Annotated in this window: 20 protein-coding genes; 18 read left to right on the top strand and 2 right to left on the bottom strand. The window is 70.8% G+C overall.

The window, feature by feature from the left end; genetic code table 11:
* Positions 1-18: 18 nt before the first annotated feature.
* From AB0I43_RS20630 to AB0I43_RS20615, 4 genes are all read left to right on the top strand, one after another.
* Entirely contained in the window at positions 19-429 is a 411-nt protein-coding gene (locus AB0I43_RS20630; protein WP_357432539.1) for an SRPBCC domain-containing protein, read from the top strand.
* Positions 430-465: 36 nt separating this feature from the next.
* Positions 466-1,068, top strand: a complete 603-nt coding sequence (locus AB0I43_RS20625; RefSeq protein ID WP_357432538.1) for an ElyC/SanA/YdcF family protein — start codon at positions 466-468, stop codon at positions 1,066-1,068.
* 63 nt (positions 1,069-1,131) lie between these two features.
* On the top strand, positions 1,132-1,278 hold the full coding sequence (locus tag AB0I43_RS20620; protein ID WP_356975629.1) for a DUF1059 domain-containing protein: 147 nt from the start codon (positions 1,132-1,134) through the stop codon (positions 1,276-1,278).
* A gap of 110 nt (positions 1,279-1,388) precedes the next feature.
* Positions 1,389-2,084: a nucleotidyltransferase domain-containing protein gene (locus AB0I43_RS20615; protein WP_357432537.1), complete on the top strand. Its 696-nt coding sequence runs from the start codon at positions 1,389-1,391 to the stop codon at positions 2,082-2,084.
* A gap of 13 nt (positions 2,085-2,097) precedes the next feature.
* Here AB0I43_RS20615 and AB0I43_RS20610 read toward each other — a convergent pair whose 3' ends face one another.
* Both AB0I43_RS20610 and AB0I43_RS20605 read right to left on the bottom strand, forming a co-directional pair.
* Positions 2,098-2,865: an alpha/beta fold hydrolase gene (locus AB0I43_RS20610; RefSeq protein ID WP_357432536.1), complete on the bottom strand. Its 768-nt coding sequence runs from the start codon at positions 2,863-2,865 to the stop codon at positions 2,098-2,100.
* A 151-nt stretch (positions 2,866-3,016) separates the two neighbouring features.
* Complete coding sequence (locus AB0I43_RS20605) at positions 3,017-3,577, bottom strand: heme-binding protein (RefSeq protein WP_357432535.1); 561 nt, start codon at positions 3,575-3,577, stop codon at positions 3,017-3,019.
* A gap of 163 nt (positions 3,578-3,740) precedes the next feature.
* On the opposite strand from AB0I43_RS20605, the gene AB0I43_RS20600 reads away from it, so the two are divergent.
* The 14 genes from AB0I43_RS20600 to AB0I43_RS20535 all read left to right on the top strand — a co-directional run bounded on the left by AB0I43_RS20600 (position 3,741) and on the right by AB0I43_RS20535 (position 20,362).
* Positions 3,741-4,889 (top strand): sensor histidine kinase, encoded by a 1,149-nt coding sequence (locus tag AB0I43_RS20600; RefSeq protein WP_357432534.1) that lies wholly within the window; start codon positions 3,741-3,743, stop codon positions 4,887-4,889.
* Complete coding sequence (locus AB0I43_RS20595; protein ID WP_357432533.1) at positions 4,886-5,512, top strand: response regulator transcription factor; 627 nt, start codon at positions 4,886-4,888, stop codon at positions 5,510-5,512. Before AB0I43_RS20600 ends, AB0I43_RS20595 begins: the two co-directional genes overlap by 4 nt.
* A 69-nt stretch (positions 5,513-5,581) precedes the next feature.
* Positions 5,582-6,247, top strand: a complete 666-nt coding sequence (locus tag AB0I43_RS20590; RefSeq protein WP_357432532.1) for a DUF899 domain-containing protein — start codon at positions 5,582-5,584, stop codon at positions 6,245-6,247.
* 38 nt (positions 6,248-6,285) lie between these two features.
* A complete protein-coding gene (locus AB0I43_RS20585) occupies positions 6,286-7,677 on the top strand; it encodes an FAD-binding oxidoreductase (protein WP_357432531.1) in 1,392 nt (463 codons plus the stop codon).
* Between the two features lie 313 nt (positions 7,678-7,990).
* Positions 7,991-10,267, top strand: a complete 2,277-nt coding sequence (locus AB0I43_RS20580) for a bifunctional SulP family inorganic anion transporter/carbonic anhydrase (RefSeq protein WP_357432530.1) — start codon at positions 7,991-7,993, stop codon at positions 10,265-10,267.
* A 159-nt stretch (positions 10,268-10,426) separates the two neighbouring features.
* On the top strand, positions 10,427-12,670 hold the full coding sequence (locus AB0I43_RS20575; RefSeq protein WP_357432529.1) for a bifunctional SulP family inorganic anion transporter/carbonic anhydrase: 2,244 nt from the start codon (positions 10,427-10,429) through the stop codon (positions 12,668-12,670).
* Between the two features lie 169 nt (positions 12,671-12,839).
* Positions 12,840-13,205 (top strand): TIGR02611 family protein, encoded by a 366-nt coding sequence (locus AB0I43_RS20570; RefSeq protein ID WP_356975808.1) that lies wholly within the window; start codon positions 12,840-12,842, stop codon positions 13,203-13,205.
* Positions 13,199-13,849 (top strand): (2Fe-2S)-binding protein, encoded by a 651-nt coding sequence (locus AB0I43_RS20565; protein ID WP_356975646.1) that lies wholly within the window; start codon positions 13,199-13,201, stop codon positions 13,847-13,849. Before AB0I43_RS20570 ends, AB0I43_RS20565 begins: the two co-directional genes overlap by 7 nt.
* 172 nt (positions 13,850-14,021) lie before the next feature.
* A complete protein-coding gene (gene thrS, locus AB0I43_RS20560) occupies positions 14,022-16,079 on the top strand; it encodes a threonine--tRNA ligase (RefSeq protein WP_357432528.1) in 2,058 nt (685 codons plus the stop codon).
* Positions 16,076-16,639: an HIT domain-containing protein gene (locus tag AB0I43_RS20555; RefSeq protein ID WP_356975650.1), complete on the top strand. Its 564-nt coding sequence runs from the start codon at positions 16,076-16,078 to the stop codon at positions 16,637-16,639. Before thrS ends, AB0I43_RS20555 begins: the two co-directional genes overlap by 4 nt.
* Positions 16,640-16,642: 3 nt before the next feature.
* Entirely contained in the window at positions 16,643-17,296 is a 654-nt protein-coding gene (pgsA, locus tag AB0I43_RS20550; protein WP_356975652.1) for a phosphatidylinositol phosphate synthase, read from the top strand.
* Positions 17,293-18,219 (top strand): phosphatidylinositol mannoside acyltransferase, encoded by a 927-nt coding sequence (locus AB0I43_RS20545; protein WP_356975653.1) that lies wholly within the window; start codon positions 17,293-17,295, stop codon positions 18,217-18,219. The genes pgsA and AB0I43_RS20545 overlap by 4 nt, the downstream gene beginning before the upstream one ends.
* A complete protein-coding gene (locus AB0I43_RS20540) occupies positions 18,216-19,340 on the top strand; it encodes a glycosyltransferase family 4 protein (protein ID WP_356975654.1) in 1,125 nt (374 codons plus the stop codon). The genes AB0I43_RS20545 and AB0I43_RS20540 overlap by 4 nt, the downstream gene beginning before the upstream one ends.
* The gene (locus tag AB0I43_RS20535; protein ID WP_357432593.1) at positions 19,340-20,362 is read left to right on the top strand and encodes an NUDIX domain-containing protein; all 1,023 of its coding nucleotides are present in this window, start codon (positions 19,340-19,342) and stop codon (positions 20,360-20,362) included. Before AB0I43_RS20540 ends, AB0I43_RS20535 begins: the two co-directional genes overlap by 1 nt.
* Positions 20,363-20,414: the final 52 nt, after the last annotated feature.

The raw sequence follows: 20,414 nt of genomic DNA, 5'->3' as shown, positions 1-20,414 counted from the left end.
GAGTTGGATCCTGCTGCGGTGGAGGTGGGGAGTTTCTTCCCGCAGACCCCGGAGACCGTGTGGCGGGTGCTGACCGATCCGGATCTGCTCGAACGGTGGCTGATGTGCTCGGTCGGGTTCGCCGCGACCACCGGCACGCATTTCATCTTCGTGCTCCCCACCAAACCGCCCGGCGAGATCGCCTGCGAGGTGCTGACCGCCCGGCCGAACCAGCAGCTGACCTACACCTGGTTCGATCTGCGCGCGCAGCCGCCCGCCCGCTGGGTCGTCGACTGGACGATCCAGCCGCAGGGCCGCGGCACCCGATTCCTGTTGACCCAGACCGGTTTCGACATCGACAATCGCCGGCAGAAGATGGCCCGCAACGCGATGGAACGCGGCTGGCGGTCGACGCTGCTGCGCTTGCGCGAACTCCTCGACACCCTCTGAGGGCGATATGCTCGGGGAAATCGAGGGAGGATCCGGGTGCGGGCGAAGCGGCGGCCACTGCTGATCTGGGGCGGGCTGACGGTGACGGGGTTGCTCGTACTGGTCGCGGGCAGCAACGCCTGGTTGTGGCTGGTTTCGGCCGGGCATCGCTCGGATACCGCGCACGCGCCGGTCGCCCCGGTGGTGATCGTGCCGGGCGCGAAGGTGGCCGAGGACGGCACGCCGATGGCCTACCTGCGCGGGCGCCTGGACGCCGCGATCGAGCTGGTGCGCACGGGGCGGGCCGGTGCGATCCTGGTCTCGGGTGACGGCGCGGGCCGATCGGGCGACGAAATCGCCTCGATGACAAAATATCTCGCCGATCAGGGGATCGATCCGTGGCTGGTCCGCTCGGATCGTGAGGGCTTCTCCACCCGCGAGACCTGCGAACGCGCCGCACACCTGTTCGGCGTGGACCGCGCGCTCGTCGTCACCCAATACCAGCACGTGCCGCGCGCCGTCGCCCTGTGCCGCTCGGCGGGCATCGAGGCCCACGGGGTCACCGCGCCGTGCGAATGCCGGCGGATCACCGTGCTCCGCAACAACGCCCGGGAGTGGCTGGCCGCGCCCAAAGCGGTGCTGGCGCTGCTCACCGGGTAGCGGGCGGCCGGTGCGGCGCGCTCGGCGGCCGCCTAGACTCCAGGACGAGAGGAGGGCCCACTGGTGAAACGAAACCTGAACTGCCCCTGTGGCGAAACCATCGTCGGCACCGACGAGGACGACCTGGTCGCGAAGACGCAGCAGCATCTCGCCGAGAACCATCCCGGTCACGAATACTCCCGCGACGAAATCCTGTTCATCGCGTACTGAGTGCCGGTGAGCGGCACACGGCCCGGAGGCCGTGTGCCACTCGCGGAAATCGGTTGCCCGGGGCGCGTGCCGGCTGCGAAAGTGCTGGAAAGCCGCCGGGAGGGGTTGTCATGGAGGATCGCAGCGATCTGCTGCTCGAAGGCGTGGTGGGATCGGTGGCCTACGGGCTCGATACGCCGCAGAGCGATGTCGACTATCTGGGGGTCTACGTCGAGCCGACCCGCAGCTTCCTGGGCCTGAATCCGCCGACCCGGGACCGGGGTACGCGCCACGGCCGCGGCGCCGCCGACGCCACCTACCACGAGGTCGGGAAGGCGATGGGGCTGATCCTGGCCTGCAATCCGACGGTCACCGAGATCCTCTGGCTCGACGAGTACACCGTCGCCACCGATTTCGGCCGGGAACTGGTCGGCCTGCGGTCGAGTTTCCTGTCGGCGCAACGGGTCCGGCACGCCTACTTCGGCTACGCCATGGCGCAATTCCGGCGCATGCTGACCCGCCGGGAGACCCAGGGCCTGCAGGATCGGCGGCTGGCCAAGCACGCCCGCCACCTGCGGCGGCTGCTGTGGCAGGGCCACCAGCTCTACACCACCGGCACGCTGCCGGTCCGGTTGCCCGACCCCGAGCCGTATTTCGAGTTCGGCCGGCAGATGACCACCGAGGCCGGCGAAGCCGCCGCCAAGGCGCTGATCGCGGAGTACGAGCAGAAGTTCGACACCGCGCGTACGGCGCTGCCGCAGCGCGCCGACGAAGCCCCGCTGGAGGACTTCATCCAGCGCCTGCGCCGCGCTCACCTCGACGACTGACCGGCCTGACGGGTCAGCGGGCCCGCTCGGCGGCGGTCAGGAAGGCCGTCAGCGTCGGGTTGAAGGCGGCGGTGCGCGGCACGGCGTGCCCGGCGCCGGGCAGCCGGGCGCGGCTCCCGCGCAGCCGGGCGGCGACGGCATCGCAGAGCCGTTCCATGCCCGGGTTGTGCTCGCCCGAGACGACCAGCACCGGAATCTCCGCCTCGGCGATGGTCTCGAACCGCGGTTGCGCCTCCCGCGGCGAGCGCAGCTCGCGCCACATCGCCATCGACGCCCGAATGTCCGCTCGGCTCAGCATGTCCGGGGCGAGCCCGGCCAGCGCGTAGAACTCGCGCTCGGCCTGCGCGTTGGCGGGTTCGGCGGCGAATCGGTCCGAGAGCACCATCAGCCGCCGCACGGATTCGTCCTCGGCGGCGGCGCTCCAGAGCGGCGCCTCGACGAGTGTCAGCGAGCGGATCAGACCCGGCGCGGCCTCGGCCGCCAGGCAGGAACCCAGCCCGCCGTAGGAGTAGCCGACCAGGTGCACGCCGCCGGGCACCTCGGCAATCAGCGACACCAGATCGGCGGCGTCGACCAGGAAATCCTGTTGCGCCGCGGGCGGACTGGGCGCGTAGCCGCGCCGGCTCGGCACGATCAGCGACCACTCGCGCTCCAGCTCCGCCTGCCGCGCCCAGGTCACCTCCGGCCCGAGCCCGCCGTGCACCAGCAGCACCGGCGGACCACTGCCCCCGCGCCGAACATGAAGGCGCGCAGGCGAATCGGATTCCGTTCGCGACGACATGGCCCCTCCTGCGCTCGTTCTACTCCCCGAGTTCGGAGCATAAGCCCGTGCGTGCCCGCCGATGCGGTGTAATCGATCACAGCTCGGCCCCGGCGCGGCGATCGCGGTCCCAGGCCTCCTGTCGCGGGACGACCGGCGGACCCGAACCGGCTCAGCGCGACAGTTCCGCCGCACCCGCCCGCGCGAACTCCTCGTCCAGATCACCGCTGGGCGCGCCCGCCACGCCGATGCCCGCGACCGGCGCGCCGCCGGTGGTGACGGGAACGCCGCCGCCGAGGAACAGGGTGCCGGGGATGTCGGCGAGCTGCGGAGCCGAGGCCAGGCGCTTGCCGAGTTCGGTGGTGGGCGCGTTCCAGGAGACGGCGGTGAAGGCCTTGCGCTCGGCCGAGTCGTAGGACTGCGGGCCCGCGCCGTCGCCGCGCAGGGTGACCAGGGTGTTGCCGTCGCGGTCGACCACGGCCACGCTGACGCGCTGGTTCTTCTGCTGGGCGGCCCGCAGCGCGGCCTGCGCGGCGCGGGTGGCGGCGTCGACGGACAGGTGCGTGCTCTGGCGCAGGTTGCCCGGGGAGGCGTCCGCGGCCAGGGCGACCTGCGCGGTGGCGGGGGCGTCGGAGCCGGTCAGGTCGACGGCGACCGCGCCCGCGCCGACGGCGGCCAGGACGGCGGCGCCGGTGACGAGTCCGGTCAGGGTGCGGCGGGAGGGAGTGCTCATGGCGGGTCCTTCGGTTCGAGTGGTGTGCTGCCTGATCGATCCTGCGGCCGGAGCAGGCGCCGCCGAATCGGGCGGCCGGACGGCTTCCGGCGGTAACCCGGCCGATGCCGGGGTCGTCCGATCGGCTGATCCGCGCCGGGACGCGCCCGGGCAGAATGGGCTGGTGGGCGACAGTGCGCAGAGCGAGCGGAACATCGGCGTGGTCATGCACGTCGCGTTCCTGGTGCTGGTCGCCGCCGCGCTGGCCCGCTTCCTGTTCCGCCATCCCGAGTCCGCGCGGACACCGGCGATCATCGCCCTGTCGGCGGCGGTGGCCGTGGTCTACGCGCTCGGCGCGCGCCGGGGCCGCGTCGCCTGGCTGGCCGCGGTCGTCGCGCTCTGGATCGTGCTGGTGGCGCTCGCGCCCAGTTTCGCCTGGTGCGCGGTGCCGCTGCTGTACACCGGGCTGCGCATCCTGCCCGTGCGGACCGCGTTGCTGCTGGTCACCGTGCTCACCGCGTTCGTGGCGGGCGCGCAGCTGCGGCTGGCCGGCTGGGCGGATCCGGCGGTGCTGCTCACGCTGCCCACGGTGGTGGTGCTGGCCACCACCGTGTTCGTCTATATGCGGCGCCGGTCCGAGGAGCAGCGCGTGCTCATCGAGGATCTGATCCGCACCCGCCGCGAACTCGCCGCCACCGAACGCCGCGAAGGCACCCTCGCCGAGCGCGAACGCCTGGCCATGGAGATCCACGACACCCTCGCCCAGGGCCTGTCCAGTCAGCGCATGCTGTTGCAGGCCGCCGACCGGGTCTGGGCGAGCGCACCGGACAGCGCACACGAGCACGTCCGCGCCGCGGAGGCCATCGCCGAGCAGAACCTCACCGAGGCAAGGCAATTCGTGCGCGACCTGGCCCCCGCCGATCTGGCCGCGAGCGGCTCGCTGGCCGCCGCGCTGCGCGCGCTCGCCGGGCGCGAGAGCTCCGCCGCGCTCACCGTCCGCGTGCACTGCGACGGCGAACCGCCGCGCCTGCCGGACCGGGTGGAGGCGACGCTGCTGCGCATCGCCCAGGGCGCGCTGGCCAACGTGCGCGAGCACGCCGCCGCGCGCACCGCGACCCTCACCCTGACCACGCTCGAGGACCAGGTCGTCCTCGACATCGCCGACGACGGCCGCGGCTTCGACGCCGCCGGGCCACCGGGCACCGGTGATCGCGGCTACGGGCTCGCCGCCATCCGAGCCCGGTTGCAGCAGTTCGGCGGCGCCCTCACCGTCGAGTCGGCGCCCGGCGAGGGCACCGTGCTGTCCGCCGCCATTCCCCTGGGAGCATCATGAATCCGACTGTGCGCGTTCTTGTTTGCGACGATCACGCGGTGGTGCGGGCCGGGCTGCTGGCGCTGCTGTCCAGCGCCGCCGACATCGAGGTGGCCGGTGAGGCGGGCACCGGCGAGGAGGCCATCGCGCTCGCCGCCCGCCTGGCTCCGGACGTGGTGCTGATGGATCTGCAATTGGGCGCCGGCATCGACGGGATCGAGGCCACCCGCCGCATCGCCGGCGCGCGCGGCCCGCACGTGCTGGTGCTCACCACCTACGACACCGACGCCGACATCACCCGCGCCATCGCCGCCGGTGCGACCGGGTACCTGCTCAAAGCCGAACGCCCCGAGGAACTCTTCGCCGCCATCCGAGCCGCCGCCGCGGGCCGACCGGCGCTGTCGCCGCCGGTCGCGCAGCGGGTGATGGCCCGGATGCGCAATCCCGCACCCGCCCTCACCGCCCGCGAACTCGACATCCTCGCCCAGCTCGCGCACGGTCACGGCAATCGGGAGATCGCGAAAGCCCTGCACATCAGCGAGTCCACGGTGAAGACGCACCTGGGCCGGGTCTACGAGAAGCTCGGTGTGGACACCCGCGCGGCCGCCGTCGCCGTGGCCACCGAGCAGCGCCTGCTCGGCTGAGCCGATGAATTCCGCTGCCGCGCCTCGTCTCTATCAGAAAGGTGTCCACAACCAGCGGAAGGATGCGGCATGACCACGCACGATATCGGCACGCGGGCACAGTGGCGCGCGGCCTACGAACAGGTCCGGGCCGAGGAGAAGGCACTCACCCGCCGTGGCGACGAGCTGACCGGGCGACGGCAGGCCCTGCCGTGGGTCCCGGTGACCAAGGAGTATCGCTTCGAGACCAACGCCGGGGACAAGTCGCTGGCGGAGCTGTTCGACGGGCGCTCGCAGCTGATCATCCGGCACTTCATGCACGGCCCGAAGACCCCGGCGGGCTGCGGGGGCTGCACGTTCGAGACCGACAACCTGGTGGGCGCGGTGCCGCACCTGGCGCAGCACGATGTGACGTTCCTGCTGGCCTCGCGCTCCCCGCTGCCCGTACTCAACGACTACAAGAAGCGCTACGGCTGGGACATCGAGTGGGTGTCGCTGGGCGACAACGGTTTCAACGAGGACTTCTACGAATTCATGCACGTCCCCACGCCGAACCGGCCCGGCGACATGCTCGCGAGCATGGAGCTGATGGCGCTGAGCTGCTTCGCCCGCGAAGGGGACACCGTCTTCCACACCTACTCCACCTACGATCGCGGCACCGAGGCGCTCAACGCGACCTGGCAGCTGCTCGACCGCGTTCCGCACGGCCGCGGCGAGGACTTCGCCGACTGGCCGCGCAAACGCGACGAATACTGAGTGCCACCGTCCGCCCGCGCGCCGGTACGGTGGACCGAGTGCATGTCACCGAGAAGACGACGGTCCTCACGCCGCGCCGGCTGAACGGCTGGAGCCGCACCGCACCCACTGTGGCGCAGGTGCTTTCGACGCCGGATCTGGACACGGTCGCGCGGGCGGTGCGGACGGCGGGGGAGCGCGGGGTGCTCGCGCGCGGGCTCGGGCGCAGCTACGGCGATCCGGCGCAGAACGCCGGCGGTGTCGTCGTCGACATGACAGCCTTCGACCGCATCCACTCGATCGATCCGGACGGGGCGATCGCCGACGTCGACGCGGGCGTCAGCCTCGACGCCCTGATGCGGGCCGCGCTGCCGCGAGGATTGTGGGTGCCGGTGCTGCCGGGCACCCGCCAGGTCACCATCGGCGGCGCGATCGCCTCCGACATCCACGGCAAGAACCACCACTCGGCGGGCAGCTTCGGCAATCACGTGCTCGCGCTGGAGCTGCTCACCGCCGACGGGTCGGTGCGCACCCTGACTCCCGAAGGCGAAGGGGCCGAGCTGTTCTGGGCGACGGTCGGCGGGATGGGGCTCACCGGGATCGTGGTGCGCGCGCGAATCCGGCTGAAGCGCACCGAAACCGCCTATTTCCTCGTGGACAGCGACCGCACCGGCACGCTGGCCGAGACGATGGAGCTGCTGACCGACGGCTCGGACGAGGGCTACGAGTACTCCGTCGCGGTGCCCGACACGATCAGCATCGACGGCAGGCTCGGCCGGGCCGGTTTCAGCCGCGGCAACCTGGCCACCCTGGACCAGCTGCCGCCCAAGCTACGCCGTGATCCGCTGCGTTTCGCCGCGCCGCAGCTGTTCACCGCGCCGGACATCTTCCCGTCCGGCCTGGTCAACAACCTGACCACGCGCCTGGGCGGCGCGCTCGCCTACCGCAGCTTTCCCGCGCACGGGCGCGGGCTGATCCAGAACATCACCCAGTTCCTGCATCCGCTGGATCTGCTGGGCGAATGGAACCGGGCCTACGGGCCGCGCGGGATGATGCAGTACCAGTTCTCCGTGCCGTTCGGCGCCGAGGATCAGCTGGCCGCCGCCGTGCGGGCGATCGCGCACTCCGGCCACCACTCGTTCCTCAACGTCTTCAAGCGCATGGGCCCCGGTAACCGGGCGCCGCTGTCCTGGCCGCATCCGGGGTACATGCTCAGTCTGGACTTCGCGCTGGCGCCCGGCCTGGCCGAGTTCTGCGACCGCCTCGACGAGCGCGTCCTGGCCGCCGGGGGCCGCCTCTACTTCGCCAAGGACTCCCGGGCCACCCCGGCGACGATCCGCGCGATGTACCCGCGCCTGGACGAATGGCGGCGCGTGCGCGACGCCGCGGATCCGGAGCGGATCTTCGTCTCCGATCTCGCGCGTCGCCTACACCTCCTCGAAGACGCCTGAGCGACACCGGCCCCGGCGGGCCGACGCGCCGCCGAGGCGATTCCGGTTCTGGCACAGCCGTGCCGGGACGCCGGATTTGCGCGTATCCTGGTGTGACTGCGGTCACATTTTGATAGCGATTTTCGGTCAGGGACCCCAATCCCTTTCCATCTGCTTTGCGAAGTCTTTACTATCAGCGCGTTCTCTGCGTAACCGGGTGGTTGCTCCAACCCAGCGTTTCGAAGTTCCCGCTTCGCCCGCCGCTCGCTTTCGATGCCTGTACATGTTCGCCCGATGAACCGTTCCGGCGCTGCCGGTTCGGCGAAGGAGAAATATGTTCACCGACACCGATCCCGCACCACGGACGTTGCCGCGCTCCACCGCCGCCGATCTCGGTCCGGCGCGGGCGCAGTGGTTCTTCGACCTACTCCGGAGCGTCTTACGCCACGATCTACCCGCCTCGCTGGTGGTTTTCCTTGTCGCCCTGCCGCTTTCGCTCGGCATCGCGGTCGCCAGCGGCGCGCCCGTGGCCGCCGGGCTGGTCGCGGCGGTGGTCGGGGGCATCGTCGGCGGGCTGCTCGGGGGCTCGGTGTTGCAGGTGAGCGGGCCCGCCGCGGGACTCACCGTGGTCGTGGCCGAGACGATCAATCAATTCGGCTGGGCTGCCACGTGTTTCATCACCGTCGCGGCCGGGGTGCTGCAGGTGATGTTCGGGCTGAGCCGGATCGCGCGGGCGGCGCTGGCGATCACGCCGGTGGTGGTGCACGCGATGCTGGCCGCGATCGGCATCACCATCGCGCTGCAGCAGGTGCACGTCCTGCTCGGCGGCTGCGCGCAGAGCACCGCCTGGCACAACATCACCGAACTGCCGGGCCAGCTGCTGCACGCCAATCGCCCGGCGGTGCTGATCGGCGGCACGGTCATCGCCATCATGCTGGGCTGGCGCTACATGCCGGCGCGCCTGCGTGTGCTGCCCGGCCCGCTGGTCGCGGTCACCGCCGGTACCGCGCTCTCGCTGGCGCTTCCGGTGCAGGTGGACCGAATCGAATTGAACGGCAGCCTGTTCGAGCAGATCGGGCTGCCCAGCCTGCCCTCGGGCAGCTGGTTCGACGTCGCGGTGACGGTGCTGACGATCGCGCTGATCGCGAGCGTGCAGAGCCTGCTCTCGGCGGTCGCCGTGGACAAGATGCACGGCGGCAAGCGCACCGACTTCGACCGGGAACTGCTCGGGCAGGGCTCGGCGAACGTGCTCTCCGGTCTGCTCGGCGGTCTGCCGGTGGCCGGCGTGATCGTGCGCAGCTCGGCGAATGTGCAAGCGGGAGCGCGCAGTCAGGCCTCGGCGGTCCTGCACGGCGTCTGGATCCTGATCTTCGCGGTGGCCCTGGTCGGCCTGGTCCGGCAGATCCCGATGGCCGCGCTCGCGGGGCTGCTCATCGTGATCGGCATGCAGCTGGTCAAGCTGGCCCACATCAAGCTGGCGCACCGCACCGGCGATCTGCTGGTCTACGCGGTCACGGTGCTGGGGTCGGTGTTCCTCAACCTGCTCGAGGGCGTGCTGATCGGCCTGGCGCTGGCCTTCGTCTTCCTGCTGTGGCGCGTGGTGCGCACGCATGTGGTGGCACAACCGTTGCCCGGCACCGAGTTCGGCGAGCACTGGCTGGTGACGATCGAGGGTAGCTGCAGCTTCCTGGCACTGGTGAAGCTGTCCTCGGAGCTGGCCAAGGTGCCCGAGGGCGCGACGGTCCGGCTGGAGATGAGCGTCGACTTCCTCGATCACGCCGCCTGGGAGACCATCGAGGACTGGGCGCGCCGGCACCGAAGCGAGGGCGGCACCGTCGAATTCGTGGAACTGGGCCCGGTGCGGATGGCGGGCGCCGGCTCGGGGCCGCCCGCGCGCGAGCACACCCGCAACGCGACCGCCGAGCTGATCGGCCCCACGCGCGGCGCCGCGCGGCACGGTGATCCGACGGTCGCCGGGATCGCGGCCTATCACCGCGGTCACGCGCAGCCGGCCCGGCCGCGCCCGGCCGACGCGGGCGAGCACGCCGGGATCGACACATTCTTCCTGACCTGCTCGGATGCCCGGATCGTCCCGAACGCCCTGACCCACAGCCATCCGGACGACCTGTTCACCGTGCGCAATGTCGGCAACCTGGTGCCGGCGGGGGCCAGCGACGTCTCGGTGGAGGCGGCGCTGATCTACGCCCTGGAGCAGCTGGACGTGCGCAGTGTGGTGGTTTGCGGGCACTCCGGCTGCGGCGCGATGGCGGCCTTGCACCGGGATCTGCCCGCGGGCCCCGGGCTCGAGGACTGGCTGGCGCACGCTCGCCCGAGCCTGACCGGGTTCCGGCTCGGGCATCCGGTCGCGACCGCGGCGGCGCAGGCGGGGTTCGGCGAGGTGGATCAGCTGGCCATGGTGAACGTGGCGTTGCAGGTCGAGACGTTGCACGCGCATCCGGCGGTGGCGCGCGGGGTGGCCGAGCGGGGCGTCGCGGTCACCGGCCTGTTCTACGATGCCGCCACCGAGCGGCTGGTCGCGATCTCCGCCGACGGCCTGACGGAGATCGACGACATGACGAATCACGTTGTGCCGGAACCGGTTCGACCCTAGGTGTGCGCGATATCACAAGATTCCGGAGGTATGTCACCAGCCACTTCCAGGTTACTTCTTAAGTTTTGCTAAGCCTTTACCAATAGCCTTGTCCCGATTTACCCGCCTGCCCAACGAAGCGCCGGCAACCCCCTCATCATCACTGGACCTGGAGGAGCCATGGCTGTCGGAATCGACCCAGCCCCACCTGTGCCCGGACCCGAAACGGGAACCCGATCACTGTCTGATCGCTTGAGATTCATTGCCCGCCACGACCTTCCCGCCTCGATCGTTGTCTTCCTGGTCGCGCTGCCGCTCTCCCTGGGCATCGCCGTCGCCTCCGGCGCTCCCGTCGCCGCGGGCCTGATCGCCGCCGTCATCGGCGGCATCGTCGCCGGTCTGCTCGGCGGCTCCACCCTGCAGGTCAGCGGCCCGGCGGCCGGCCTGACCGTCGTCGTCGCCGAGTCGATCAACAAATTCGGCTGGGGCGCAACCGGTTTCATCGTCGTCGCGGCCGGCGTGCTGCAGATCCTGTTCGGCCTCAGCCGGATCGCCCGCGCCGCACTGGCCGTCGCGCCGGTCGTGGTGCACGCCATGCTCGCCGGTATCGGCATCACCATCGCGCTGCAGCAGATCCACGTGCTGCTCGGCGGTTCCTCGCGCAGTTCGGCCTGGAACAACATCGTCGAACTACCGGGACAGTTACTGAACCTGCACGGCGGCGACGTCTTCGTCGGCGGCGTGGTCATCGCGATCATGCTCTGCTGGAAGTACGTGCCCGCGCAGATCCGGGTCGTCCCGGGCCCGCTGGTCGCGATCGTCGTGGCCACCGTGCTCTCGCTGCTGCTGCCCACCGGCGCCGAGCGAATCGTGTTGAACGGCTCGCTGTTCGACGCCATCGGCCTGCCCGAGATCCCCAGCGGCGGCTGGTCGGCCGTCGCGCTCATGGTGCTCACCATCGCACTGATCGCCAGCGTGGAGAGCCTGCTCTCCGCGGTCGCCGTGGACAAGATGCACAGCGGCCCGCGCACCCAGTTCGACCGCGAACTCATCGGCCAGGGCTCGGCCAACGTGCTCTCCGGCCTGGTCGGCGGCCTGCCGGTGACCGGCGTGATCGTGCGCAGCTCGGCCAATGTGGCGGCCGGCGCGCGCACCCGCGCCTCGGCGGTGCTGCACGGCGTCTGGATCCTGCTGTTTTCGGTCGCGCTGGCCGGGCTGGTGCAGCAGATCCCGCTGGCGGCGCTGGCCGGTCTGCTCATCGTGATCGGCATCCAGCTGGTCAAGCTCGCGCACATCCGCCTCGCGCGGCGCACGGGCGACCTGCTGGTCTATGCCGTCACCATCGCGGGCGTGGTGTTCCTGAACCTGCTCGAGGGCGTCGTGATCGGCTTGGCGCTGGCCTTCGCGCTGCTGCTGTGGCGGGTGGTGCGGGTGGCGATCGTCGCCGCGCCGATCCCGGCGTCGCAGCGCTGGCTGGTCACCATCGACGGTTCCTGCACCTTCCTCGCGCTGCCCAAGCTGTCGGCGGAACTGTCCAAGGTGCCTTCCGAGGCGGACGTCACCGTCGAGATGACGGTCGACTTCCTCGACCACGCCGCCTTCGACGCGCTCTCCGACTGGGTGCGGCAACAGGAAAGCAACGGCGGCAGTGTGGAATTCGTCGAAATCGGCAGTGCGCGCATGGCCGACGCGGACAGCCGCCCGCCGGCGCGCGGCTTCGGCCGGGCCATGTTCGACGAGGTGCTGGGCCCCTGGCAACGCGACGATCAAGAGCAGCGCGATCCGATCAGCGCGGGCGTCGCGGCCTACCACCGCAGCCACGCCCACGTGGTGCGCCCGCACCTGGACGAGCTGCGCGACCACCAGGATCCGGAAACGTTCTTCCTCACCTGCGCCGATTCGCGGGTGGTGCCGAACGTGATCACCAACAGCGGGCCCGGTGACCTGTTCACCATGCGCAACGTGGGCAACCTGGTCCCCGCCGAGCTGGACGCCTCGGTGGAGGCCGGCCTCACCTTCGCGCTGGAGAAGCTGAACGTGCGCTCGGTCGTGGTGTGCGGGCACTCCTCGTGCGGCGCGATGGCGGCGCTGCACCGCGGCGACCACGAGCGCGCGCCGCACACCGGGATCGGCACCTGGCTGGCCCACGCCCAGCCCAGCCTGGACCGGTTCCGGCTCGGCCACCCCGTCGCCCGGGCCGCCGCGGCGGCCGGTTTCGGCGAGGTGGATCAGCTCGGCATGGTCAACGTCGCGATCCAGCTGGAGACGCTGCACCGGCATCCCTCGGTGCGGGCCGCGATCGCCGAGCGCGGACTCACGGTGTCGGGCTTGTTCTTCGACATCGCGACCGCGCGCGTCATCGAGGTCACCGTCGACGGGCTGGCCCAGTTCGAGGATCATCCGGCCACACCGGAATTGGTCTGACCCACGTCGAATCCGCCCGGGCCCGCGGGGGTTCCGGGCGGATTCGCGCGTTCACAAGCGTTCGTTAAGGCCCGCCGAGCAGGCGACTCGTACTGTGGCTGGTGTGAGCACCGAGCTGGAACAGACCGAAACCACCGCCCCGGGTCGCTGGCGCGCCTTCCGCGACGCGATCACCGAGCGACCTACCCTGAACCTCGCCTACCGGATCCTGGTCGGCGTGGTGGGCGTGGCGGTGCTGATCCTGGGCATCCTCGCGATTCCCTACCCCGGGCCCGGCTGGGTCATCGTGTTCGCGGGCCTCGGTATTCTCGCCACCGAATTCGCCTGGGCGCGCCAGGCCCTGGGCTGGCTGCGGCACCGGTACGACAAGTTCATGGCCTGGTTCGCCGCGCGCGGGCTGGTGGTCCAGGCCTGCGCCGCGATCTTCACCTGCCTGATCGTGATCGCGACGCTGTGGTTGCTCGGCACATTCGGAATGATCGGCGGCTGGATCGGAGTCGAATCGAAGTGGTTGCACAGTCCTTTGACATGGTGACGGTCCCGGGAAGCACGCTCACCCAGCCGGAGTGGCTGGCCGCGCGGATCGCGGAGATGGGTGAGTCCTGGGGGACCACCGTGCCCCGGGTGGCGGGGACCCTGTGGTGGTGCATGGTCGCCTCGGCGCTGGTCGAGCAGCTGGCCCGGGCCTACGCCCAGGACCGGCCCGCGCCCGTGCCGTGCCTGGACCGCCTGCACTGCGAGGTGCGCCCGGACGGCGGGATCGAACGGGTGCACATCCTGCCGGGCGAACCGGCGCAGGCCCTGCCCGAGGACGAGACGGGCTGGTCGCACCGCGCCGACGCCAGCGCCGCCCTGCGCGACACCCTCGCGACCCTGATCCCCGCCGTCGCCGCCGTGTCCGGGGCGGGTGTGCCCGCCCTGTGGGCCGTCGTCGCCGACGCCGCCGGCAATCGCGCGCTCGACGCGGGCAAACCCGAGGCCGGCGCGCGCCTGGCGGCCGATGTGGGCGGCAAACTGCCGGTGCCGCGCTTCGTCGAGGTCGGCGGGCGCACCTTTGTCCGGCGCATCTCCTGCTGCCTGGTCTACGAGGTCCCCGGCTGCGAGATGTGCACCAGTTGCCCCAAACGTCCGGCGGCCGAACGCGAGATGTTGCTCACGAAACTGGCCGGCGACAACTGAATTAAACGCCCAGGCCGCCCGTCGGCCGCGGGCGGAATTCGCGCGGCACACGAGTCTGGCCCGAGGTGCGCCCGGGCGGGCGGGCTAGCATGGTCGCGCCGGAGCTCGACGCCGCCGGTGATGACGCGTGCGGGAAACGCCCGCCACGAAAGACGCCAAGGAGAAGGCCGCCGTGACCACCTCAGCCCCCCAGCCCCCCGTTGCCCTCATCCGGGTACCGGCCGGGACTACGGCCGGCGCTGCGGTGCGGGAAGCGGGCCTGCCGACCAAGGGCCCGGACACCGTCGTGGTGGTCCGCGACGCCGAGGGCGCCCTCAAGGACCTGTCCTGGACCCCCGAGACCGACGTCGAGGTCGAACCGGTCGCCGCCGGCACCGAGGACGGCCGCAGCGTGATCCGGCACTCGGCCGCGCACGTGCTCGCCCAGGCGGTGCAGCAGGAGTTTCCCGAGGCCAAGCTCGGCATCGGCCCGCCGATCAAGGACGGCTTCTACTACGACTTCCAGGTCGATCGCCCCTTCACCCCGGAGGATCTGGCCAAGCTGGAATCCCGGATGAAGAAGATCATCAAAGGCGCGCAGCGGTTTTCGCGGCGCGTGGTCGAGATCGAGGACGCCCGGGTCGAACTGGCCAAGGAGCCGTTCAAGCTGGAGCTGATCAGCGACAAGTCCGGCATCGACGATCCGGAGGTGATGGAGGTCGGCGGCAACGAGCTGACCATCTACGACAACCTGGATCCGCGCACCGGCGAACGCGTCTGGGGCGACCTGTGCCGGGGCCCGCACATCCCCACCACCAAGTTCATTCCCGCGTTCAAGCTGACCCGCTCCTCGGCCGCGTACTGGCGCGGTGACCAGGACCGCGAGGATCTGCAGCGCGTCTACGGCACCGCCTGGGAATCCACCGAGGCCCAGGACGAGTACCTGCGCCTGCTGGAGGAGGCCGAGCGCCGCGACCACCGCAAGCTGGGCCTGGAACTGGACCTGTTCAGCTTCCCCGACGAGCTCGGCTCCGGCCTGCCGGTGTTCCACCCCAAGGGCGGCATCATCCGCAAGGAAATGGAGGAGTACTCGCGCCAGCGCCACATCGCGGCCGGCTACGAGTTCGTCAACACCCCGCACATCACCAAGGGCCACCTGTTCGAGGTCTCCGGCCACCTCGACTGGTACAAGGACGGCATGTTCCCGGCCATGCACCTGGACGCCGAACTCAATGACGACGGCACCGTGCGCAAGCCCGGCCAGGACTACTACGTCAAGCCGATGAACTGCCCGATGCACAACCTGATCTTCCGGGCGCGCGGTCGCTCCTACCGGGAGCTGCCGCTGCGGATGTTCGAGTTCGGGTCGGTGTACCGCTACGAGAAGTCCGGCGTGGTGCACGGCCTGACCCGGGTGCGCGGCATGACCCAGGACGACGCGCACATCTACTGCACCAAGGAGCAGATGCACGCGGAGCTGACCAGCACCCTGAACTTCGTGCTCGGCCTGCTCAAGGACTACGGCCTGGACGACTACTACCTGGAGCTGTCCACCAAGGACCCGAAGAAGTTCGTCGGCTCCGACGAGCTCTGGGAAGAGGCCACCGAGACCTTGTCCAAGGTCGCCTCGGCCTCGGGCCTGCAACTGGTGCCGGATCCGGGCGGCGCCGCGTTCTACGGCCCGAAGATCTCCGTGCAGTGCAAGGACGCGCTGGGCCGGACCTGGCAGATGTCGACCATCCAGCTCGACTTCAACCTGCCCGAGCGCTTCGAGCTGGAGTACACCGGCTCCGACGGCGCCAAGCACCGCCCCGTGATGATCCACCGCGCGCTCTTCGGCTCCATCGAACGCTTCTTCGGCGTGCTCACCGAGCACTACGCGGGCGCGTTCCCGGCCTGGCTCGCACCGGTCCAGGTGGTTGGTATCCCGGTCGCGGAGGCGTTCGCCCCGCACCTGGACGCGGTGATCGAGCAGCTGCAGGACCGCGGCATCCGGGCCCAGGTCGACCGCAGCGACGATCGGATGCAGAAGAAGATCTTCAACAACACCGCGCAGAAGATCCCGTTCATGCTGCTGGCGGGCGAGCGGGACGTGGCCGCGGGCGCGGTGAGCTTCCGCTTCCGCGACGGTACCCAGGTCAACGGGGTGCCCACCGCCGACGCGGTGGCCACCATCGAGGCGTGGGTCCGCAACCGCGTCAACGATTCCCCGACCGCCGAGGGCTTCGACATCGTCCAGGCCGCGCAATGACCGACAGCGATTTCCAAGACCGCATCGTCGACCGGGGCGCCGGGGAACCCGATCGGCTGCAACGGCTCTGGACGCCGTACCGGATGTCCTACATCGCCGAGGCGGCCGCCAACCCGCGGCCCGCGGACGCCACCGGGCACCCCTTCACCGACATCCCCAAGATGACCGACGAGGACGGCCTGATCATCGCGCGCGGTGAACTGGTGTACGCCGTGCTCAACCTGTACCCGTACAACCCGGGCCACATGCTGGTGGTGCCCTATCGCCGGGTCGCGGATCTGGAAGCGCTCACCGATCCGGAGAGTGCCGAGCTGATGGCGTTCACGCAGCGGGCGATCCGGGTGATGAAGAGCGTGTCGCGTCCGCACGGTTTCAATGTCGGGCTCAATCTCGGTGGCGTGGCGGGCGGTTCGCTCGCCGACCACCTGCACCAGCACATCGTGCCCCGCTGGGGCGGTGACGCGAACTTCATCACCGTGGTCGGCGGAGTGAAAGTCATGCCGCAGCTGCTGCGGGAGACCAGGGCGCTCCTGGCTGCCGCCTGGAAGGAAACGGACTAGAAGTTGCTGAGCTTCTTCGGTCGCGAGACGTTCGCGAAAGCGACTGCGCCGCTCGGCAAGGCGCTGGTGAGAACCGGGCTGACCCCGGATGCCGTGACCGTCATCGGCACCACCGCCTCGATCGCCGCCGCCGTCACGCTGTTCCCCACCGGACACCTGTTCTGGGGGACGATGGTGATCTGGCTGTTCGTCATGTTCGACATGCTCGACGGCGCGATGGCCCGGGCGCGCGGCGGCGGCACGAAATACGGTGCGGTGCTGGACGCCACCTGTGATCGGGTGGCCGACGGCGCGATCTTCGGCGGCCTGGCCTGGTGGGCGGTGTACCACGAGAACAACCGGTGGCTGTTCGGCGCGACCCTGGTGGTGCTGGTGACCTCGCAGGTGATCTCCTACGCCAAGGCGCGCGCGGAGGCCAGCGGGCTCTCGGCCGACGGCGGCTGGATCGAGCGGCCGGACCGGTTGATCATCGTGCTCGTCGGCGCCGGCCTCACCGGCATCGGCGGCTACTGGGGTATCGAATGGCTCACCTGGGCAGTGCATGTCGCGATGTGGGTGCTCGCGGTACTGAGCATCGTGACGGTGTTCCAGCGGGTGCTCGCGGTGCGGAACTCGCCGGGCGCCCGCGAGGTGATCGTGAAGGGTGGCGGCGCATGAGCAAGGTCCGGGCGATGCTGACCGACCAGGCCTACGCGGCCGGCTGGCGGCTGGTGCGCGCGCTGCCGGAAGCCGCGGCGCGCACGGTGTTCGACGTGGGCGCGGACCGGCTCGCGGCCGGGGGCGGCCCGAAACAGTTGCGCCGCAACCTCGCTCGCGTCCTGGGCGTGACCCCGGAGTCGGTGCCGGACGAGCTGGTGCAGGCCAGCATGCGCTCCTACGCCCGCTACTGGCGCGAGGCGTTCCGGTTGCCGGGCATGGACCACGCCGCCCTCGGCCGGGAACTCTCGGTGCAGGGCATTCAGCATCTGTACGACGCGCTGGCGCGCGGGCGGGGCGCGGTGCTGGCGCTGCCGCACTCCGGCAACTACGACATGGCCGGGGTCTGGCTGGTGCAGAACAACGGCCCCTTCGCCACGGTCGCCGAGCGGCTGAAGCCGGAATCGCTGTTCGAGCGCTTCGTCGCCTACCGGGAGAGCCTCGGCTTCGAGATGTTCCCGCTCACCGGCGGCGAGCAGCCGCCGTTCGCGGCGCTCGCGGAGCGGCTGCGCGCGAACAAGGTGGTGTGCCTGATGGGGGAGCGCGACCTCACCGGCCGGGGCGTGCCCGTGGACTTCTTCGGCGAGCGCACCTGGCTGCCCGCCGGCTCGGCGAAACTGGCGATCGAGACGGGCGCGGCGCTGATCCCGGTGCACACCTGGTTCACCGCCACGGCCGACGGCCGCGAGGGCTGGGGCATGAAAACCGAAGCGCCGCTGGATGTCTCGGGTGGCGTCGGGGCCGCGACGCAGGCCCTGGCGGACCGATTCGCGGCGAATATCGCGGCGCACCCGGCGGATTGGCACATGCTGCAGCCGCTGTGGGAGCGCGATCTGTCGCCCGAGCGGCTGGCGCGCATCGCCGCCGCGCAGGAGACTCGATGAAAATCGGCATGGTCTGCCCGTACTCCTTCGACGTACCGGGCGGCGTGCAGGCCCACGTGGTCGAGCTGGCCCGGGTGTTCATCGAACGCGGCCACCGGGTCAGCGTGCTCGCGCCCGCGTCCGAGGGCACGCCGCTGCCGGAGTTCGTGGTCTCGGCCGGTCGCGCGGTCGCCATCCCGTACAACGGGTCGGTGGCGCGGCTGTCGTTCGGGCCCATGGCCTACACCAGGATCCGGCGCTGGATCGACGGCAACGACTTCGACGTGCTGCACATCCACGAGCCCAACGCGCCCTCGCTGTCGATGCTCGCGCTCAAGATCGCCGAGGGGCCGATCGTCGCGACCTTCCACACCTCGACCACGAAGTCGCTGGTGCTCAGCACATTTCAGGGTGTGCTGCGGCCGTACCACGAGAAGATCAGCGGCCGCATCGCCGTCTCGGAGCTGGCGCGGCGCTGGCAGGTGGAGGCGCTGGGCTCCGACGCCGTGGAGATTCCCAACGGCGTCGACGTGCCCGCCTTCGCGCGCGCGCCGATGCTGGCGGGGTACCCGCGCGACGGCGGGACGGTGCTGTTCCTGGGCCGCTACGACGAACCGCGCAAGGGAATGGCGGTGCTGCTCGGCGCGCTGCCGGAGCTGGTGCGGCGGCACCCCCGCCTACAGGTCCTCATCGTCGGTCGCGGCGACGAGGAGAGATTGCGCCGTGAGGCCGGGTCGCTGGCCGGTCACCTGCGCTTCCTGGGGCAGGTTTCCGACGAGGAGAAGGCCTCGGCGATGCGCAGCGCGGACGTCTACGTCGCGCCCAACCTCGGCGGCGAGAGCTTCGGCATCATCCTGATCGAGGCGATGGCCGCCGGAACCGCCGTCGTGGCCAGCGAATTGGACGCCTTCCGGCGGGTGCTGCGCGACGGCGCCGCCGGAACGCTGGTCCCCGTGGGCGATTCGGCCGCGCTCGCGCACGCCATCGACCACCTGCTCACCGACGACGAGCGCCGGGCGGCGCTGGTGCAGACGGCCAATCAGGTGGTCGGCGAATACGATTGGCCCGTGGTGGCCGAACAGATCCTGCGCGTCTACGAGACCGTCACCGTCGGGCACACCCGGGTGCGGGCCGCCGGATGATCACCTTCTCCGCGACCACGGTCCTGGTCCTCGCGCTCATCGCGGCGCTGGTGTTCGCGGGCGGCGTCTGGGCCTACTCCACGGCCAACCGGCTGGACCGGCTGCACGTGCGCTCGGACCAGTCCTGGCTGGCCCTGGACAGCGCGCTGGCCCGGCGCGCGGTGGTGGCCCGGTCGGTGGCCTTGGCCAGCGCCGATCCCGAACAGGCCAAACGCCTTGCCACGCTTGCCGATCGAGCCGAGCGCGCCTGCCGCACCGATCGCGAGACGGTGGAGAACCAGCTCTCCGCGGCGCTGTCCATGGTCGACATCGGCACCCTGCGCCCGCAACTGGTCGCCGAGCTGGCCGACGCCGAGGCCCGGGTACTGATCGCCCGGCGGTTCCACAACGACGCCGTCCGCGACACCCTCGCGCTGCGCACCCGCCGGCCGGTGCGGTGGCTGCACATCGCCGGCACCGCGCCGCTGCCCACCTACTTCGAGATCACCGAACGGGTCACCCCGGCCGCGTCCACCGGTCTCGAGGTCGACACCGTGCGCACCTCGGCGCGCATCGTGCTGCTCGACGAGAACGATCGCGTGCTGCTGATGCGCGGCAACGACCCGGCCACGCCCGAGATCTCCTTCTGGTTCACCATCGGCGGCGCGGTGGAGCCGGGCGAGTCGCTGCGCGCGGCGGCCGTGCGGGAGCTGTGGGAGGAAACCGGCCACCGCGCCGACCCCGCCGCGCTGCGCGGTCCGATCTGGCGCCGGGTGGCGGTCTTCCCCTTCGACCGGGAACTGATCCGCGCCGAGGAGCTGTTCTTCGTGCTCCGGGTGACCGCGTTCACCCCGGAACCGGGCAAACTCAGCACCATCGAGCGTCGCTCCATCACCGGCAACAAGTGGTGCACACCGTCCGACATCGTCGCCGTCGACCAGTCCGGGGAGACGGTGTACCCCTACCACCTCGACGAGCTGCTGCCGGCCGCGATCGCCGCGGTCGCCGGTGTGGGCGATCTGGAAGTCACCTCGATCCGCTGACCCGACGCGAAGAGCGTGGCCCCGGAGTCGCTCCGGGGCCACGCTCTGTTCC

It is taken from the genome of Nocardia sp. NPDC050435 (genome assembly GCF_040655395.1).
Lineage (GTDB): Bacteria > Actinomycetota > Actinomycetes > Mycobacteriales > Mycobacteriaceae > Nocardia.
This window is presented reverse-complemented; position numbering and strand designations above follow the sequence as displayed.

Coding starts and splice junctions, on each gene's coding strand:
- AB0I43_RS20580 (WP_357432530.1), top strand. CDS start 7,991: ATGTTCACCGACACCGATCCCGCACCACGGACGTTGCCGCGCTCCACC.
- AB0I43_RS20605 (WP_357432535.1), bottom strand. CDS start 3,577: ATGAGCACTCCCTCCCGCCGCACCCTGACCGGACTCGTCACCGGCGCC.
- AB0I43_RS20615 (WP_357432537.1), top strand. CDS start 1,389: ATGGAGGATCGCAGCGATCTGCTGCTCGAAGGCGTGGTGGGATCGGTG.
- AB0I43_RS20575 (WP_357432529.1), top strand. CDS start 10,427: ATGGCTGTCGGAATCGACCCAGCCCCACCTGTGCCCGGACCCGAAACG.
- AB0I43_RS20590 (WP_357432532.1), top strand. CDS start 5,582: ATGACCACGCACGATATCGGCACGCGGGCACAGTGGCGCGCGGCCTAC.
- AB0I43_RS20610 (WP_357432536.1), bottom strand. CDS start 2,865: ATGTCGTCGCGAACGGAATCCGATTCGCCTGCGCGCCTTCATGTTCGG.
- AB0I43_RS20540 (WP_356975654.1), top strand. CDS start 18,216: ATGAAAATCGGCATGGTCTGCCCGTACTCCTTCGACGTACCGGGCGGC.
- AB0I43_RS20545 (WP_356975653.1), top strand. CDS start 17,293: ATGAGCAAGGTCCGGGCGATGCTGACCGACCAGGCCTACGCGGCCGGC.
- AB0I43_RS20565 (WP_356975646.1), top strand. CDS start 13,199: ATGGTGACGGTCCCGGGAAGCACGCTCACCCAGCCGGAGTGGCTGGCC.
- AB0I43_RS20555 (WP_356975650.1), top strand. CDS start 16,076: ATGACCGACAGCGATTTCCAAGACCGCATCGTCGACCGGGGCGCCGGG.
- AB0I43_RS20595 (WP_357432533.1), top strand. CDS start 4,886: ATGAATCCGACTGTGCGCGTTCTTGTTTGCGACGATCACGCGGTGGTG.